Below are 16,934 nucleotides of genomic sequence, written 5' to 3' on the forward strand. Positions count from 1 at the left end.
TCCTTCCTGAAGCGCAGTGAATCGCCTTGTGCGATCGCTGCGCTTCTTCAGCACTGCTGCATCCTGAATCGAAAAACGTTTGAAGCTTCCCTGCATTCGATACGAATGCAACAAGAGAGCATGGAGTCATATATATAGGTAAATAGACGATATCATTTTCAATCTTTAGATCACTCGTATGCAGTACATAGGAAGTATGGAGCTGCTGTGCATACTTTGCCTTGAACGTATGCAAGGAATTCAGCGTATAATTCTTACTGGACTTTACTTCGATTGGACAAATGTTGTGTCCGTTGCTTATCTTGCTCTTTGCAATCAGAGAATCAATCTCCATACGTGAGGATACATCATCGCGAGAAGCATTCGTGTAAAAAGAGCTTATGCCCGCTGGCTACCAGCATTTGCGCCACAATATTCTCCACAAACATTCCCAGATTGACCTCCAGCGCATGAAAGAGAATCTTTTTATATCCTTCTATACAGTGTCGGAATATCCCGTTTCACACGGTCTACCACCTCAAAATCACGGTTCTTCACCTATGCTTCAACCGCTTGGGGCATACCCCCAACGACAAGATACTGCCGGAACTAATCCATGGCTTTTTCGATGCATTGCTTGTCCCATTGATTTTGTATCGATGAAACACCGCCTGATCAGATCCATCAGCGTCTCATTACCAAGTGCCCCTAAGAATTCTTCAAAATCCATCAGGTACATGGAAAGGTGTCGTTCTTCCGAAGGAATGACAAAATCCCGAACATGTTTCTTTATACTCATCAGCGATCCCGTTTCCATGTAATCATATCCGCCATCTTCTACGAGATATTTGACTGCCGCCCGTACTCTCGGAAAAGCTGCACCTCATCGAGGATAGTCAACGTTTCCAAATCATTCAGGTAATGTTCAAACAAATCCATACTAGCTTTACTGGAACGATTGAAATCAATCAGGACATAACTCTTGTATTCTGCCTTTGCAAATTTTTCAATTCTATAACTCTTCCCAACACGTCAGGCTCCTTCGACCAGAAGAGCTGTACGTCCATTTTCCTCATGTTTCCATCTCACCAATTCTGCAAAGATCTTTCTTTTCATGATACAGACATCCTTGCAATCACGTATTCAAGAATTTCAGTACGCCCAAGAAACGTTGACTTACCGGATATCGATCCTTGGGTGAAGGCATATACACAGGTTTCGAAAATATGCTAATGTCAAACCACAACAACAAATACGGGGCATCTGATGTGGTTTCTCCTTCACGAAATGATCTGGAAGCGCAAATTGTTTTTTATTCTGCTTGTTTGTGTAACATTGTCAGTTGTACTCCCGGCTGCCTTTGTATTCGAGAAAACAAAAGAGATACTTATTGAGGAAACCCAACACAAAGCAATGGATATAGCCCTCTCCATCGCAGCCTTCCTGACCGGTGACATCGAAGAATACAGAAGCCTCAGTGAAGCAACTTCATTGGTCCCGGGAACCAAGGAGGAAGCGTACTACCAAAAAACCCGTGCCGTGATCGAAACGATCAAACAGGGTACCGACACCTCCTTCATCTTCACCGCAAAATACATTGATGCGCAGACCAACGCCTATGTATTGGACGGAGAGCCGGTGGACAGCGAGTTTTTCTCTCCGTTCGGAAGCACCGACCCAATGAACCCCTGTGAACTCCAAGTCTATACCACCCGGCAAAGCCTTGCCAGCGGTGAGGAAGAAGACCCCATCTGGGGCACCTACCTTACCGGATACGCCCCGATCATCGACACGAGGGATGATACCATGGTCGGCTGGGTCGGCGTCGATTACACCGCAGAAACACTGAATGTACGGTATGTGAGGATATCGTGGATCCTTGGTTTCTGTTTTGCATCATTCATCCTCATCATCTCCACCCTGCTCTACTTCCTCATTCGGGCCATCCAAACCAAGTCAAATGTCGATTACCTGACAAAGTTGGCAAACAAGCGTTCCTTCACCCACCTGCTGGCAAAACTGATCAAGGAGAAGAATTCCTTCACGCTGCTGATGTGTGATGTGGACAAATTCAAGCCTATCAACGACACCTACGGACATCCGGTAGGGGACATGGTCCTGATTGCCATCGCCCAGGCATTGGAAACAGGTCTGGAACTAACCGGAAAAGCCTTCCGGTACGGAGGGGATGAATTTGCAATCCTGCTTCCCTCCTGCCACTCCTTGAAAGCCCAGACGGTACTACAGACCGTCCAGGAACACGTGAAAGCCATCAGATTGACCCAGCTTGAAGGAACGGAACTGTCTGTAAGCATCGGCCAAGCACAATGGGAGGAAGGCATGCAAGCCGACACCTTGGTTGGAAATGCAGACCATGACTTATATGAACAGAAACGGAAACGCCGAGAATCCTGAACGGTTTACGAGAACATCGTCAGATCATACCGTGCCGGAATCGGATGAAGCTGCTTCACCCGGGCAATGACTTCCTCGGTTGCCTCCGTATGATGCTCCTGGGTATACAGGATCACCTGATAGGCAAGCCAAAGCTCATTAAGGGTGGTATCTCCCTCGCGGATATGGCCCAGTTCGCGCTCGAACACCAGCGTTTTAATCAAAGGAGCATCCCCCTCCCTGGCAGCCAGTTTCGCCCTGAGCAGAATCAATCGCTCACTTGCCTTGAGCCATGCAGGATCCAAGGCGGCAAACACCTCGAGGGCCTTCTCTGTCTGTTGCATCGATACCAAGAGCGTACAATATTCCTCGGCCATGGCAGGATCGACCAGAAACCCCGGAAGCTGGAAGGCTGTTGCGTACCATCGCAAGGACTCCTCCACCTGATTTCTCCGCTGTTCAAGCTGAGCCAAATTGCGGGCAGTCCATGCATTGGGCAAGACGGCCATCACTTCCAGCCAACAGGTCTGGGCCAGAGAAACCTCCTCATCCTCAAGATGGATGATCCCCAGATAATGCTGCAAGGTAGCCCGTTGCACAGGGGTAAGTCCCGGACTGTGCAAGGCCCGAAGGAAGCAGGCTTTCCAGGAAGCAGAGCACGGCGGGGGAGCAAGCGGAAGCGCAAGAGGATTCATCACCGGAAGAAACCCTTCGTTTATCAGCTGCAGGTACGCAAGCTGGTCAGTCCCAAGACTCTCCCGATTAAAAAGGAACGCGAAAGGAAGCTCCATCCGGGCAAGCTTCTGTTCCACATACCCCCATCCACTGCCGATGTGCAGCAGAGTCTGCACAGGCTGGCTGCTCGCCTTGGCAAACGTTTGATGCAGAGCTTCCAACGATCTGCGGTCAATGAGCGATTCAATGGCTTTGCCGGCAGCCTTTCTTGCATCAGCATACGCTGCAGCATGGGCTTGCGATGGATCAACCTGCACCAAGGCAAACGCCTGGGTCCAACATACCGAACTATGGGCTTCCAAGATTTGTCCATGGAGCTGGGTGCATGCCAAACCGCTCTGCAGTTCAATATAATCTGCATCGCTATCCGGAGCCAGATACCGTTGCCACCGCTTTCCTCCGACATGACTTCCCCAACAAAACATCTTCCGATAGGAAAGCGGAGCAGTTGAGGCTTCACAGAAGCCCGAACCGTCCCCCGAGAGTGCACATTCCCAAGGAAGCGGGTCTCGCTCGCAGGTGAAGAAATACTCATTGGACGCAGAAAACCGCGCTGGATAGGAAGCATCGAGTCCCGGATAGATTTCCATATCCGGCATCTGCGCAAAGCCGAACAGTCGCTCTCCCTTCGGTGCGTATGGGTCGAGGTACACCGCATTCCTGTTGCTTGCCAACACCCGAACCTGCTCATCCACCGTTACTGCGGCATTCGTCCAATAGTATAATGATGTATCTGCATCAGAGAGGTTGTGGATCTGCACATGGGCGTACAACAAGGGAGCGTCCTCGGAAAGATGGAAATCGATGTGCCACCAAAGATTCTTGCATCGCTCAAACTCATATACCCGTAAAAAGGATTGCCCGTTTGCATCCTGCTGCTCAGAAGCGAAGACCGGACTGCAGGTAGTGAATGCATGCCCATACTGGCCAATGTTCCATTCGATCCCTCCGGCAAACCAAGCATCCCGGTTGGCAAGGTTCCCCACCTGCAGACTGGTATTGCAATACAGCAACTCACGGTTGGAATGCTTGTCTACCAAGCTGATGAGCCTTCCTCCCAATGAAGGAAGGAAGGTCGCTTTCAGATGGTGATTTTCCAGAAAGATCGCCGGAATTTCGGTATGGGTTCGATGTCGGTCGTACCGATCCTGCATCCGGTACGGCAGCACCCGCTTTCCGCAATCAAAACCCATCAGTTTCTGACAAGAAAGGGGCACCCCGTCCTTTACCCGAACCGGGACATCATGGTTGGGGTCCCGGAACACCGGCAGCGGATTTTCTCCCGTCGGAAGTGCAGCTTGTGCAAGAAATACACCCTTGGTAACCGTAGTCATACGTCACACTCCCTGTTGAAGGATCTCCCATTTGTCATCCATATCACGCATCAAGGTGATCTGTGTTCTGGTTCGGTCCAAATTCTGGTGCTCCCGTTCAATGTGGTAATAGCGGTCCCCGTTCAGAAAATCGGTCAGGAATCGTACCGCCATGATCTGGGTGATGGTTCTTCCCGATTCCACCACCAAGGAACGCTCGGTGGGCGTCAAAAACGTCGCTTTGGAAAAATACCCCGCCAGCAATGATCGGTGCAGTCCCATATTGCACCGAACCGTCGAAAGATCGGTGGCATCCTCCTCTGCACTGGTAGTGGCCGTACGAATCATATCGCCGGTATCAAAGAGAATGCTCCCCGGCATGACGGTATCGAGGTCGATGATGCACAGCGCCTCATTCCCGTCCTCGCTGAACAGGACATTGTTGATCTTCGTGTCGTTGTGGGTGACCCGGAGGGGCACATCCCCACCGGACAGCGCATCGGTAAGCACGAACCCACGTGCCCTGTTCGCATACAGGAACTCCAGTTCCGGACCAACAAGGCTGAGCCTCCCTTGGTAATTGGTTTGCACCGCTTGGTCCAGCTGCGCATAGCGCATCCGCATATCATGGAAATGCGGAATCGTCTCGGAAAGCAGATGTCCATCAAAATCGGACAACTGCAATTGGAAATTTCCCACCGCCTCACCAAGCAGGTATGCCTGCCGTTCGTTCTCGATCGTCTTGAAGGTTTTCACCCCATCGATAAACCGATAAGTCCGCCAGTAGCTACCGTCCTCATCGATATACCCATTGGCACCGCTACGGGTCTTGATGACCTCAAGGCACCGCCGCCCTATGTCCTCATACCGGCCAGCCAGCTTGGATCGGATATGGGAGGTCACCAGACTGACGTTCTCCATCAAGGCCTCAGGGTCCTTGAATACAAAGGTATTGATCTTCTGATGCGTATATTTGGTGACCACACCGTGATCGGAAAAGGTTGAGAACACCGTGGTATTGATATGCCCCTCCCGATTGATCTTCAGGGAAGTCAGGGTCCCCTCGATCTGAAACTGTGCAAGGATTTTACTGAAATGTGATTCGTCTGGCAGCATAGGTTCCTCTTAGGCCTTCTGGCGGTACTGAGATGCTCGTGATGAGATAGAGATTTTACCCTTTGATGGCTCCGGCTGTCACTCCTTGGATGATTCGTTCCGAGAGGAAGATATACAGAAGGAATGTAGGCATGAATACAATGACCACTGATGCGAACATGCCCCCCCAATCCCCGGTGTAGCGCATTGCCTGGATCATATTGAACAGGCCGACCGATACCGGACGTACCTGGGTCTTGTTCGCAAATATCATAGACATGAAGTATTCATTCCAGATCGTAATGAAATTGAATACCGTGACGGTGATGATGCCCGGCTGGACGAGCGGGAACATGATTCTCCAGAATGTGCCCATGGGCGAACATCCATCGATGTACGCAGCTTCCTCGTAGGTGGTGCTCAAATTCTTGAAGAACGCAAGCAGGAAAAAGGTTGTAAACGGTACATTCATGGCAATGTAGAGAAAAATCAGTAGCCAGCGGTTGTTCGTCAAGCGCATACGACTGACCAAACCGAAAAGCGGCATGACGATCATGATCGCAGGAATGCCCAATGCGGATGCAATAAGATTCTGGACAACCATGTTGCCTTTGAATCGGAACCTGCTGAGTACATAGGCCGCAGGAGCGGAAATGAGAATGATCATGGTACAGGACACCGCCGTGTAAAGGACGGAATTCATGAAATATTGCGATACTTTCTGCGTTTTCCAGGCCCGTGCATAGTTTTCAAAATGGAAACCACTCTGGAAACGGAACATATGGTCACTGAAAATTTCCTGGCTGGTGGACAAGGAGGCGAAGATCACCCAGCCGATCAAGATGAAGGTGAACGCCACCCAACCGATGATGAGAATATAGGAGGGAATGAGACGTGCCTGGGTGTGATGTTCCAGTGAGTATACCTGCTTTTTCATACGATTTTCCTCCTACAGTTCCACGTCATCGTTCTTGACAATGAGATTGGTTGCGGCAAACGCCATGATGACGATGATCATCATGATCACCCCTACGGCCGCCCCTGCTCCGCTGTCCCGGACGGTTGCCGTACTGGCGGAAGAACCGAACACGATCTCATACATGTAATTCATCGGGGCGACGGTGGCATTGGAAAGGTTTACCGGACTGAACAACTGTCCCCAGACAAAGAACCCTACGGTGAAGACCGTCCACATGACGATATTGGTCCTGAAACACCCCCGGAGAAACGGTAGGGTGATATGGAAGAAGCGCTGAAGTGCATTCGCCCCTTCGATTTGGGCGGCCTCGGTGTAATCCTTCGGGATCTGTTCGATGCTTGCCATGAAAATCAACATATGGTAGCCGACCATACCGAAACAGTAAGCCACCAACATCGACCAGAACAACAACTCCGGTCCCGTCCAAAGGGTTTCAGAAAGCTTCTGCAGTCCCACCGAGGCCAATACATTGTGCAAAAACCCGTAGGAGGAGTTGTACACATAGTTGATCCACATGGTCCCCATAGCTATTGCAGATACTACATTGGGAAGATAGATGATGCTCCGGAAAAACTTCACACCTTTCATCCCATTCGTAAGGGAAACGGCAAAGAAAAGAGCCACCACCATGACACCGGCACCACCAACCAGCCAGATGTTGGCAATATTACGCATCGCCTGCCGGAAGATGGCAGTATGAAACAACTTGGTATAATTGCCAAACCCATGGAAAACCCAGGCGGATACAGGATCGGATACAGATTCCACTGCGAAGAAACTCATGATCGTGGTTCGTATCGAGGGATACAGGAACACCAACAGATAACAGATGAGCGCCGGGGTCAGGAAGACGATAATCATCAATCGGTTCTTTTTCATAGTCGTGCCCTTGAAAGTGAACGCCCTCCAAAGCGCGAGGCCGGAGGGCGTTCTCGCAATTCTCTTATTTATTCATTGCAGCATAGAAACCATCGGCGTCAAGGCTTCCCAGAATGAGTTTGGAGAAATTCTCCTTGATCTTTGCATTGACGTCCGGAAGATTCTCCATTCCCACCGCCCAGGTCATCCACGTCGTGGTATGGTCGATGATGGTCTTTGCCTCTGCAGTCTGCTTCGGCCATTCACTATCCTTGCCCATGGGAACACCGAGGCTTTCCTTGGCCAATGCGGAGTCCCACTTGCCGGTGGTCATGTAGACGATGAACTGGAACGCTTCATCAGGAACCTTGGAATTCACATTGATTCCGAAGCACTGTGCCCCATAGTTGTTCGCCTCGATACCGGTTCCGTTCGGTCCCATCGCAGGCCATGCGAAAGCGCCCCAATTCAGATTCGGAGCATTACCCTTTATCTCGTTGGGCAGCCAGGTCCCGTTCAGATACATTGCCACTTTTCCTGCAGCAATTTCCTCAATCTGTCCGGCAGGATAGATATTGGAAGCGGCTTTCTTACTGATATACCCTTTCTTGGCGAAATCAGACCAGATGCGACCGAACTCAAGCACGGAAGGATCCTTGAATTCATTGTTGTTGGCCATCTGCAACGTCTTCTCAAGACCGGCAAGCCGGGACAGATTGTACCCGAAGAACGCAGCCATGTAAGCGTCATCAACGGTAATCGGGGTAATACCGGCCTTCACCAACTTTGCACAGGCATCCTCAAATTCAGCCCAGGTCTTGGGGGTGGTTGTAATCCCGGCCTTGTTGAACAGGTCCTTGTTGTACATGACGACGAATGCAAACGGCTGGTAGGGAGCAACCTTCAATGTCCCGCCGCCTTCCTTGCGGGCAAGGTCAATCAGTGCAGCGCTGACGGAGTCGCTGTAGCTCTTGGTCCCAGTGGTGGGATAACTCTTCTTCACATAGTCTTCCAAAGGAAGCAGATACTTGCCCCAAGTGGAATTGACACGGGAAATGTCCTCATCAAAGATATCAATCTTCTCACCGGCATCAAGCGCGGGTTGCAAAGTCTTTCTGATCTCACGACCATTGAATACGATATCAACCGTAATACCGGTTTCATTCTTGAACGCCTCAGCAGCTTGTGCCAGCACAAGACCCTGAGGTTCCGCTTCGTTCCACATCGACCAATAGGTCACCGTCTTCTGCGATGCAGAGGCTTCGGATGCGCCGCCTGCAAACAACGGAGAAGCCAGAACAGCGAGTACGAGCAACAGAATTGTACATGCCTTCTTTTTCATAGAACACTCCTTTTCGTGATGATGAAGCTTTGGTTTTGTTACCATATCTTGAGTATATTCCCGTTTTTTTCAGGCAATGTATCCAAAAAAACATATTGTTTGTCGATTTGCACAGGTAGCGGTATACTGAAGCCATGATGAACCAGATTGATGGATTCTCCCTCTCTCCCATGCACATCGAACTGACGGTAAGCCATTTCGTGACGTTCCACTATTTTGAGTATCCTCATAAATTTATTTTCAAAGGAGAACGGCACGACTTCTGGGAATTGCTGTATGTGGACAAAGGAGTAGTGTTCGCAGGGACGGAAAAGGAGCGGCACCAACTGCGGCAGGGCCAGATCATATTCCACAAACCGAACGAATTCCATAGCGTTGAATGCAACGGCATCATCTCGCCCTGTCTGGTGGTTATTTCCTTCGTCAGCACGTCGGAGAGCATGAAGTATTTTGAGAACAAGGTCCTGCGCATCACCCAACGGACAAAAAGTTTGATGTCCATCATTCTCAATGAGGCAAAGAAGTGCTTCGCAACCGACTTGTCCGACCCTTATTACACGAAACTGGAAAAACGCAGCTCCAGCCCGTTCGGAAGCGAACAATTGATCAAGAACTATTTTGAAGCCTTTCTCCTGGAATTGATCATCCAGAACTCCCGGAACGAAAAAGACCAAACGATCCTGAACACCACCCAGGTCAATGACCGTCGTTTCCGCTTCGAATTCGCCAACGCCTACCTACAGGCCCACCTCGCCGATTCCCTGAGCTTGTCCGACATCTGTTCGCATTGCTCCATGAGCAAATCGCTGGCCCAGCAACTCTTCAAGCATGAAACGGGCACCAGCGTCATGCAGTGGTATGCACGACTGCGGATCGAGCGGGCAAAGCAGCTCATTCGGGAAGGCAAGGGCAACATGACCACCATCGCCTACCAGTTGGGATACAGTTCCATCCACGCCTTCTCCAAGCAGTTTTCTTCATTGGAAGGCAAAAGCCCCAAGGAATATGCCCAGTCCATCACCAGCTTGGTCAACAAGGACTTGGAATTGCTGTAGATACTCACATTCGCTGGCTGATCGGAAGACTTTTTCCTACAAAGGGAGTGAAGCGCTTGAAACCTTCAGCATACTCTATGGGTAATTTTGTCCAGATGCGTGCCTGAAAGGCACGATGCTTGGCAAAATGCACATAGAAATCACCCAGTTGAGGCTGACACCCAAACTGTGCAATGGCCTCCATCTTCGTCGCTTGGGAGGCGGATGTATCCACATAGAAGTCAGGGGCAAACTGATTGAACTCACTCATCGGCACCGTCGGCTCAAAGAAGTAGATGTTCGGATAATACTGTGCCGGCGTATTGGGCAGGGCTCCCGGCTGGGAAGCGCTGTTGCATGCCATTACCACCGCATTCCCCGTATTGGCATGGTCCGGATTGGTTGGATCGACGGTCCAGTGGGTCAGGATGACCTCGGGACGAATCTCCAATACCCGCTTGGTCAGAAAACGAACACGCTCGGCATCGAAGACCAACGGATAATCATCCCAGTCAAGAAACTCAATGGTGGCTCCCAGAACTTCGGCGGCTTGGGTGGACTCCCGCTTCCGTACCTCCGAACACGCTGCATACGTCCCCTCGGGATGCGAGAGCCAATATCCCCCTGATTCCCCGTGAACCCCGCACGTCAAGACCAGGATATGCACAGAAAAGCCTTGTTGCACAAATGAATGAATCGTACCTCCGCTGCGGGTGCAGTAGTCGGCTGCATGGGCACTAACCACCAAGACATTGTTTGTTGCCATACTTTCCCTTCGGGCCCATCGGCCGCATGCATCCGTTTCCCTCGAACCGGATGTCACCGATATCCTCGCACCCGCCGCCTTGTCCTGCAACCCTTTCACCCGATTTCATCACCAAAGAATCTACGCTTTTGCCCCGGGACAGAAACCAATTATGCGGCTGCCCACAGCATGATGAAAACTCACGGAGAAGAGTGAACAAAAGCCCGGAACACCACGAGCTCTGGATGTGTGGCCACTGATCAATTTACCCCGTCACATGCGCCACAGCTTCCCAGCTCCGTTTCAACAACGGTTCGATCTCCTTCTGCCGTCTTGCCAAAATCATCGTGTAGATGAAATCGACCACCAGCAGTTGCCCGATGCGCGAAAGCGTCGCCCCCTCCCGGAACAACGACTCGCTGTTGGCCACATGCAAGGTACAGTCGGCAAGTCGGGAGAGCGAATTTCCCCCGATGCGCGTGATGGCAAGGATCTTGCTCCCATTCTTCTTCGCCTCTCGGGCGACCTTGAGCACGCTGTTCGTCTCCCCCGAATAGGAGATGGAAACCAACACTGCATCCTGCTTCAGGGCACAGGCTTCCACGATTTGCATGTCACTGTCCGCCGTATAGACGGCCTGCAGTCCAAGTCTGGCCAGCTTCTGCTGCAAGTCGACGGCCACGATGCCCGAAGCCCCCACCCCACTGATCAGAATGTGGGAGGCATGCAAAATGGCGTCCACCGCACGCTCGACGCTCTGCACGTCGATTACCTCCTCGATACCCTTGAGGCTTTCACAGGTGCTGTCCACCACCAAATGAACCAACTCCTGGGCACTGGTATGTTCGGTGACCTGCTTGCTGCTTTCCTGTTGGTGGACCTGCTCCGAGGAGAACACCTCCTTGGCCAAGGTCAGGCGCAACTCTGCATAACCCTTGAACCCAAGACGATTGGCAAACCGGATGCAGGCTGCCGGACTGGACTGCGTCTGGCGTGCGATCTCCTGCACACCCAAAGAAACGGAGAGCATCGGATTTGCCAACAGGTAATCGGCCACCTTGCGTTCACTGGGGGCAAGATTCGGAAGAAATTGCTTGATGAGATACAAACATCCACTCATGGGAACAGCATACCACAGGATGCAGCATTTTAAAATAATTTTTTAGATATGAAATAGTTATAGTGAAATTCATTTTTGTTTTCCTTGACAATTCCCCGATGCAGGTCGACAATTTTTCTGGAAGCAACCTGATTGCTTACCGCACAAAAGGAGAAGCACAATGAGAAAACACATGCTCATCGGTTTGCTGCTGGTTCTCATGGTCACCGGTTCGCTCTTCAGCGCAGGTGTCCAGGAACAGCAGACGACACAGAGTGCAAAGACCACCCTGGAATTCTGGACTTGGAGACCGGAAGATGTTGACTTCTATGCAAAACAGATCGCTCTGTTTGAACAAGCCAACCCCGATATCAAGGTGGTGCAGACCGCACAGAAGAACACCGAGTACAATACCATTCTGGCCGCAGCCCTTTCCGGCGGAGCAGGCCCGGACGTGTTCCAAGGCCGTGCATACGGTGGACTTGCCACCTTTGCAGACTCAGGATTCCTCGAACCCCTGGAAAGCTGGATGCCTGAACTGAAAAACTACTCGGCAACGGCGTTGCTCGGAGCCACCAGCCCGACCGACGGCAAAATCTATGGAAGCCCGGCAGTCAGCCAGACCGTGTTCATGTACTACAACAAGGACATCTACAAGGAGCTCGGCCTTTCCGTTCCCAAGACCTGGGACGAGCTGCTGCATAATTTCGATGTCGCCAAGCAGGCCGGCTATATTCCCCTGGGCAACGGAGCCAAGGACGGTTGGTGCCTGGAAACCATGCTCGGTGGTATGGGAGCCGGTTGGTATGGCGGAACCCAGTTCTACAATGATGTCATTGCAGGCAAGAAAAACTTCCTCGACCCTGCATTCATCAAGATGGTCGAACAGATGAAGGGCCTGGCCAAATACATGCCTGACATGTACATGGGAATCAGTTATGAGGATATGCGCTCCAACTTCTTCAACGAGCTTTCCCCGCATCTGATCGCAGGTTCCTATGAAGCGGCCTACTTCAAGGCTCAGAACCCGAACCTGAACTTCGACATTTTTGCGGTCCCCGGCCTGAAAGCCACTGATCCCGCATACGTATCGGTCTATGCAGACATGAACTTCGCCATGAACGCCCATTCCAAGAACAAGGAAGCTGCGGTCAAGTTCCTCAAGTTCCTCTCTTCCAAGGAATTCGGCAAGGCAATGGTCACCGACCTGAAGATGGTAACCTCGGTTCCCGGCGTCGATGCCACCAGCGATCCCTTCATCGCCCGTGTCCTTGAACTGCAGAAGAACGCCACCCCGTACCTCTTCCTTGTAGGATTCAGGTATCAGCAGCCCACCGGCTCGTCCCTGTGGCAGGCAGCCGCTCAGGGCGTCATGGCAGGCACCCTGACTCCGGCCCAAGCTGCAAAGCAAGTGCAGGATGGCATTGCGTCCTACTACAAACCGTTCCAGAAATAGCCGACATTTTTCATCCTGCAGGGGGAAAACCTCTGCAGGATGATGTTTCCCTTGGATTCAGCTATACCAACAACGCTGCAAACAAACACCAAGACCTACGTGGAGAGCTTTCATGCATCGAACACAGAAAAGCAAGCTGCTTTGGATCACCTTCTTCATAACCCCGGGACTGCTGGTGGTCGGCATCTTCATATTGCTGCCCCTGTTCATGTCCCTGTACAACAGCCTGTTTTCCTGGAAACAGCTCATCCGTCTTGACTTCATCGGTCTGGAGAACTTCCGTCGGCTCTTGACCACATTCCCCTATCAGCAGCGCTTTTCCAATGCTCTGCAGAACAACCTCACCTGGTTTCTCAGTACCATCCTGATCCAGAATTCCCTCGGACTGTTGTTCGGATACCTGCTTAGCAGGAACATACCCGCAGCTCAGTTCTTCAAACGCGTGTTCTTCATCCCCGTCCTGTTTTCCATCGTCGCCGTAGGGTTCCTCTGGGGCATGTACCTCAAGCCCACCGGGTTGGTCAACAGCTTCCTCAAGCTGATCGGACTTGCGTCCCTGCAAAGGCCCTGGCTCGGGCTGGAGCATCTGGCGACCCCGACGATCATCGCCGTGAACATCTGGAGATGGGTAGGATTCCCATCCTTGGTCTTTCTGGCGGCCATCGACAACGTACCGCAGGAATGCCTGGAAGCCGCCTATCTTGAGGGAACCGGGGAATGGAAGCTGTTCTGGAAGATCATCTTCCCCCTGATCATCCCCTCCATCACGATCATCACCGTCCTCACGATCATCGGCAGCCTCAATGTCTTCGAGCAGATCTATACGATGACCGGCCTCGACGGAGCACCCAACTATGCCACCGATACCATCGGCACCTTGTTCTACCGCACCGCCTTCGGGTCCATCGATGCAGGAAGTCCGGAAATAGGGATCGGATCGGCGATTGCCTTGGTCATCTATGTACTGACCTTCCTCGCATCCCTGCTTTCCATCTTCGTCACCAAGAGCAAGGAGGTGCAGCTATGATCACCGACTTCCGCTACCGAGGCGCATCGCTGGGCAAGAAACTCTTCATCACCATCGCCATCGCCGTCATGGTCCTCTATGTCCTTTTGATCCTCTACCCGCTTGCCAATATGGTCCTTTCCTCCTTCAAGACCAACCGGGCGATCCTGACCACCCCGTTCTCCCTGCCCACATCCTTTTCCTTTGCCAGCTACAAGACCGTATGGATCGACAAAGGATTCTACCGATACTTCACCAACAGCCTGCTGGTCACCACCGTATCCATGGCCTTGGTCCTGCTTTTCGGTTCCATGGCTTCCTACGGGATTGCCCGCTACCAGTACAGGCTCAACACCATCGTCTATATGCTCTTTCTCAGCGGCATCATGCTGCCGCTCAAGGCGGCCATCATCCCGTTGTTCCTCCTGATCAAGACCCTAGGCTTGATCAACAACCCCCTCTCGGTCATCTTCATCTTCCTGGCCATGGCCCTGCCTTCCACCGTCTTCATCCTTGCCGGATTCATGAAGGGCATTCCGTTGGAACTGGAGTATGCCGCAAAGATCGATGGCTGCAACGACTTTGCCATTTACCGGAGAATCGTCATGCCGATGGTCGCCCCGGCCATCGCCCTGGTGACCATCTACAATGCAGTCCCCATCTGGAACGACTTCTTCTTTCCCTTGGTATTTCTGCAATCGGATAAGATCAAGACCCTACCGGTGGGGCTCTCCACCTTCTTCGGCCAGTACAGTACGAACTGGAGCCTCTTGTTCACCGGCCTTTCCATCGCTATTCTGCCCATGCTTGTGCTGTATCTGTTCATGTCCAAGTATTTCATCAAGGGAATGACCGCAGGTGCGGTCAAATAGGAGACACCAACCGTGCACACAGCACTCCCTACCACCGAGCAACGCAACCCGGCATCCTACCGCATCGATACAAAGTCGACCTTGGAAATTCTTACCATCATCAACCAAGAGGACCGTAAGGTCCCGTTGGCCGTAGGAGAACGGCTGGAGGAAATCGCCGCCCTCGTCGACGACGTGGTTGCCTCCTTCAGATGCGGCGGACGGTTGTTCTATATCGGGGCCGGCACCTCGGGACGGCTTGGGGTGTTGGATGCCTCCGAGTGTCCTCCCACCTTCGGTGTTTCCCCCACCATGGTGCAGGGCATCATCGCAGGCGGTCTTCCCGCCCTGACCACTGCAATCGAATCGGCCGAGGATGACCCCGAGGCAGGGGTCGCAGAACTCAAACGCCGCTCCTTCAGCAAACAGGATGTATTGGTCGGCCTCACCGCAAGCGGACAAGCACCCTATGTGATCGGGGCGATGGCCTGGGCGCAAAGCCTGGGTGCCAAGGTGGGGGCGATCAGTTGCAATGAGCAATCGGCGGTGTTCGCCCATGCCGACCACAAGATCCACATTGCCGTGGGTTCGGAGATTTTGACCGGGTCGACCCGGATGAAATCGGGAACGGCCCAGAAGCTGGTGCTGAATATGATCACTACCACGGCGATGATCCGCATCGGCAAGGTGTACAACAACCTGATGGTCGATATGCTTCCACTCAATGCCAAGCTGGTCGACCGTGCCAAGCGCCTGATCTGCGAAGTGACCGGTTGCAGTCGGGCGGAAGCCGAGACACTCTATCAGCAAAGCAATGCCAACATCCGGGTTGCCTCCTTGATGCATATGCTCAAGGTGGACGCTACCCAAGCCCAGCGCCTGCTTCAGGAGAGCGAAGGAAGCATCAACCGTGCGTTGGACAAGCAAGGGGTAACGGTGTGAAACACTCCTATTTCTTCGGTATCGATGGAGGGGGAACCCAAAGCCGGTTGGCAGTCTGCGACAATACAGGAACCATTGTACACACCGTCTACGGGGGTACCACCAACCTCTATGCAGGCAAGCCGGAACAGGTTGAGCTCAGTCTGAAAGCCTTGTTTGCGCAAGTAGAGCATTTTGCTCCCTTCCAAGGCGGATGCATCGGTTCGGCCGGACTTGGCCGGAAAGCCGAACAAGAAACTTTCAGGCACATGCTGCTCACCCTGCTCCCCGAACTCCCCGTATACCTGTGCAGCGATGGTGAGATCCTGCTGGTAGGCGGCCTGGGTGGTTTGGAGGGGTATGCCCTGATCAGCGGAACGGGAAGCCTCGCCCTCAGCAGATCCAAAGACGGACAGATCAAGCGCAGCGGAGGATATGGCTACCTGCTCGGGGATGAGGGGTCGGCCTATTGGATTGCGCATCAGGCGCTCATCCGTTCCCTGCGGTCTTTGGAGAACAGGGATCTGAAAACCGACCTGCTTACTTCCCTGCTTGCTCAGTGTTCCCTCTCCAAGACGGAAGACCTCATCGCCTATGTCCACCACCAGGCCACCAAGGCCGACATCGCAAGACTCGCTCCTTTGGTGACCGAACATGCACAACAAGGTGACCCGTTGGCACACGATATCCTCGTCTGTGCCGCCAAGGAGTTGGTTGCCTTGGTGGTCTCCGTACAGAATCCTGCAATTCATGCAGACGAACTCGTTTTGGCAGGGGGAGTACTGGAGAAGGACCCCATCATACGTCCGTTGTTCACCGAAGGGTTGCATGAGGTGCTTCCAAAGCTTCGCATCATCGAGGCCCGAGGGACGGCACTCCAAGGGGCTTGTCTGCTGGCTCTGCAGTGATGATTCCACAATACATATGGAGGTATCATCGGATCAGATCTTTCTCGTGTCAGAACAGACTGCCCTCTTCTGATGCAATGATTCCTGCCACGCCTGTACATGCTTTGCAAAACCTATGGAATGGAGTAATTGCAGAAGACTCTTTGATCAAGCGATCAGAATCGGTAGCGCACACTCACTTGGGGCTGCATATCAATGATGAGCGTATGATCGGTCAAC

Annotated in this window: 17 protein-coding genes and 1 pseudogene; 7 read left to right on the forward strand and 11 right to left on the reverse strand. The window is 52.3% G+C overall.

Going from position 1 to position 16,934, the window contains the following annotated elements:
- From AB7C91_RS12835 to AB7C91_RS12845, 3 genes and pseudogenes are all read right to left on the reverse strand, one after another.
- Positions 1-334 (reverse strand): annotated as a pseudogene (locus tag AB7C91_RS12835) (hypothetical protein); the annotation flags it as partial.
- A gap of 210 nt (positions 335-544) precedes the next feature.
- Positions 545-796, reverse strand: a complete 252-nt coding sequence (locus AB7C91_RS12840) for a hypothetical protein (RefSeq protein WP_428592057.1) — start codon at positions 794-796, stop codon at positions 545-547.
- Between the two features lie 20 nt (positions 797-816).
- Positions 817-990, reverse strand: a complete 174-nt coding sequence (locus AB7C91_RS12845) for a hypothetical protein (RefSeq protein ID WP_428592084.1) — start codon at positions 988-990, stop codon at positions 817-819.
- A gap of 402 nt (positions 991-1,392) precedes the next feature.
- Here AB7C91_RS12845 and AB7C91_RS12850 point away from each other — a divergent pair, with 402 nt between their 5' ends.
- Positions 1,393-2,394 carry a GGDEF domain-containing protein gene (locus tag AB7C91_RS12850; RefSeq protein WP_428592060.1) on the forward strand — a complete coding sequence of 334 codons (1,002 nt, stop codon included), beginning with the start codon at positions 1,393-1,395 and terminating at the stop codon, positions 2,392-2,394.
- Positions 2,395-2,399: 5 nt separating this feature from the next.
- On the opposite strand, the gene AB7C91_RS12855 is transcribed toward AB7C91_RS12850, so the two are convergent.
- The 5 genes from AB7C91_RS12855 to AB7C91_RS12875 form a co-directional block, all read right to left on the reverse strand.
- Positions 2,400-4,442: a DUF5107 domain-containing protein gene (locus tag AB7C91_RS12855; RefSeq protein ID WP_428592063.1), complete on the reverse strand. Its 2,043-nt coding sequence runs from the start codon at positions 4,440-4,442 to the stop codon at positions 2,400-2,402.
- A 3-nt stretch (positions 4,443-4,445) separates the two neighbouring features.
- Complete coding sequence (locus AB7C91_RS12860; RefSeq protein WP_428592066.1) at positions 4,446-5,537, reverse strand: phosphotransferase enzyme family protein; 1,092 nt, start codon at positions 5,535-5,537, stop codon at positions 4,446-4,448.
- 55 nt (positions 5,538-5,592) lie between these two features.
- The gene (locus AB7C91_RS12865; protein ID WP_428592069.1) at positions 5,593-6,453 is read right to left on the reverse strand and encodes a carbohydrate ABC transporter permease; all 861 of its coding nucleotides are present in this window, start codon (positions 6,451-6,453) and stop codon (positions 5,593-5,595) included.
- A 12-nt stretch (positions 6,454-6,465) separates the two neighbouring features.
- The gene (locus AB7C91_RS12870) at positions 6,466-7,374 is read right to left on the reverse strand and encodes a sugar ABC transporter permease (RefSeq protein WP_332446251.1); all 909 of its coding nucleotides are present in this window, start codon (positions 7,372-7,374) and stop codon (positions 6,466-6,468) included.
- A 64-nt stretch (positions 7,375-7,438) separates the two neighbouring features.
- Positions 7,439-8,695 (reverse strand): ABC transporter substrate-binding protein, encoded by a 1,257-nt coding sequence (locus tag AB7C91_RS12875; RefSeq protein WP_332446250.1) that lies wholly within the window; start codon positions 8,693-8,695, stop codon positions 7,439-7,441.
- Between the two features lie 134 nt (positions 8,696-8,829).
- Between AB7C91_RS12875 and AB7C91_RS12880 the strand changes: the two genes are divergently transcribed.
- Entirely contained in the window at positions 8,830-9,750 is a 921-nt protein-coding gene (locus AB7C91_RS12880; RefSeq protein ID WP_332446249.1) for an AraC family transcriptional regulator, read from the forward strand.
- A 4-nt stretch (positions 9,751-9,754) separates the two neighbouring features.
- Here AB7C91_RS12880 and AB7C91_RS12885 read toward each other — a convergent pair whose 3' ends face one another.
- The 3 genes from AB7C91_RS12885 to AB7C91_RS12895 all read right to left on the reverse strand — a co-directional run bounded on the left by AB7C91_RS12885 (position 9,755) and on the right by AB7C91_RS12895 (position 11,594).
- Positions 9,755-10,495, reverse strand: a complete 741-nt coding sequence (locus tag AB7C91_RS12885) for a PIG-L family deacetylase (protein WP_332446248.1) — start codon at positions 10,493-10,495, stop codon at positions 9,755-9,757.
- A complete protein-coding gene (locus AB7C91_RS12890) occupies positions 10,467-10,604 on the reverse strand; it encodes a hypothetical protein (protein ID WP_332446247.1) in 138 nt (45 codons plus the stop codon). The genes AB7C91_RS12885 and AB7C91_RS12890 overlap by 29 nt, the downstream gene beginning before the upstream one ends.
- Before the next feature lie 135 nt (positions 10,605-10,739).
- Positions 10,740-11,594 (reverse strand): MurR/RpiR family transcriptional regulator, encoded by an 855-nt coding sequence (locus tag AB7C91_RS12895; protein ID WP_332446246.1) that lies wholly within the window; start codon positions 11,592-11,594, stop codon positions 10,740-10,742.
- Between the two features lie 160 nt (positions 11,595-11,754).
- Between AB7C91_RS12895 and AB7C91_RS12900 the strand changes: the two genes are divergently transcribed.
- From AB7C91_RS12900 to AB7C91_RS12920, 5 genes are all read left to right on the forward strand, one after another.
- On the forward strand, positions 11,755-13,029 hold the full coding sequence (locus tag AB7C91_RS12900) for an ABC transporter substrate-binding protein (RefSeq protein WP_428592076.1): 1,275 nt from the start codon (positions 11,755-11,757) through the stop codon (positions 13,027-13,029).
- 112 nt (positions 13,030-13,141) lie between these two features.
- A complete protein-coding gene (locus AB7C91_RS12905) occupies positions 13,142-14,056 on the forward strand; it encodes a sugar ABC transporter permease (RefSeq protein ID WP_332446244.1) in 915 nt (304 codons plus the stop codon).
- Complete coding sequence (locus AB7C91_RS12910) at positions 14,053-14,907, forward strand: carbohydrate ABC transporter permease (RefSeq protein ID WP_332446243.1); 855 nt, start codon at positions 14,053-14,055, stop codon at positions 14,905-14,907. The genes AB7C91_RS12905 and AB7C91_RS12910 overlap by 4 nt, the downstream gene beginning before the upstream one ends.
- A 12-nt stretch (positions 14,908-14,919) precedes the next feature.
- Entirely contained in the window at positions 14,920-15,828 is a 909-nt protein-coding gene (murQ, locus tag AB7C91_RS12915) for an N-acetylmuramic acid 6-phosphate etherase (RefSeq protein WP_332446242.1), read from the forward strand.
- Entirely contained in the window at positions 15,825-16,715 is an 891-nt protein-coding gene (locus tag AB7C91_RS12920; protein WP_428592081.1) for an N-acetylglucosamine kinase, read from the forward strand. Before murQ ends, AB7C91_RS12920 begins: the two co-directional genes overlap by 4 nt.
- Positions 16,716-16,934: the final 219 nt, after the last annotated feature.

Source organism: Sphaerochaeta sp. (genome assembly GCF_050256055.1).
Lineage (GTDB): Bacteria > Spirochaetota > Spirochaetia > Sphaerochaetales > Sphaerochaetaceae > Sphaerochaeta.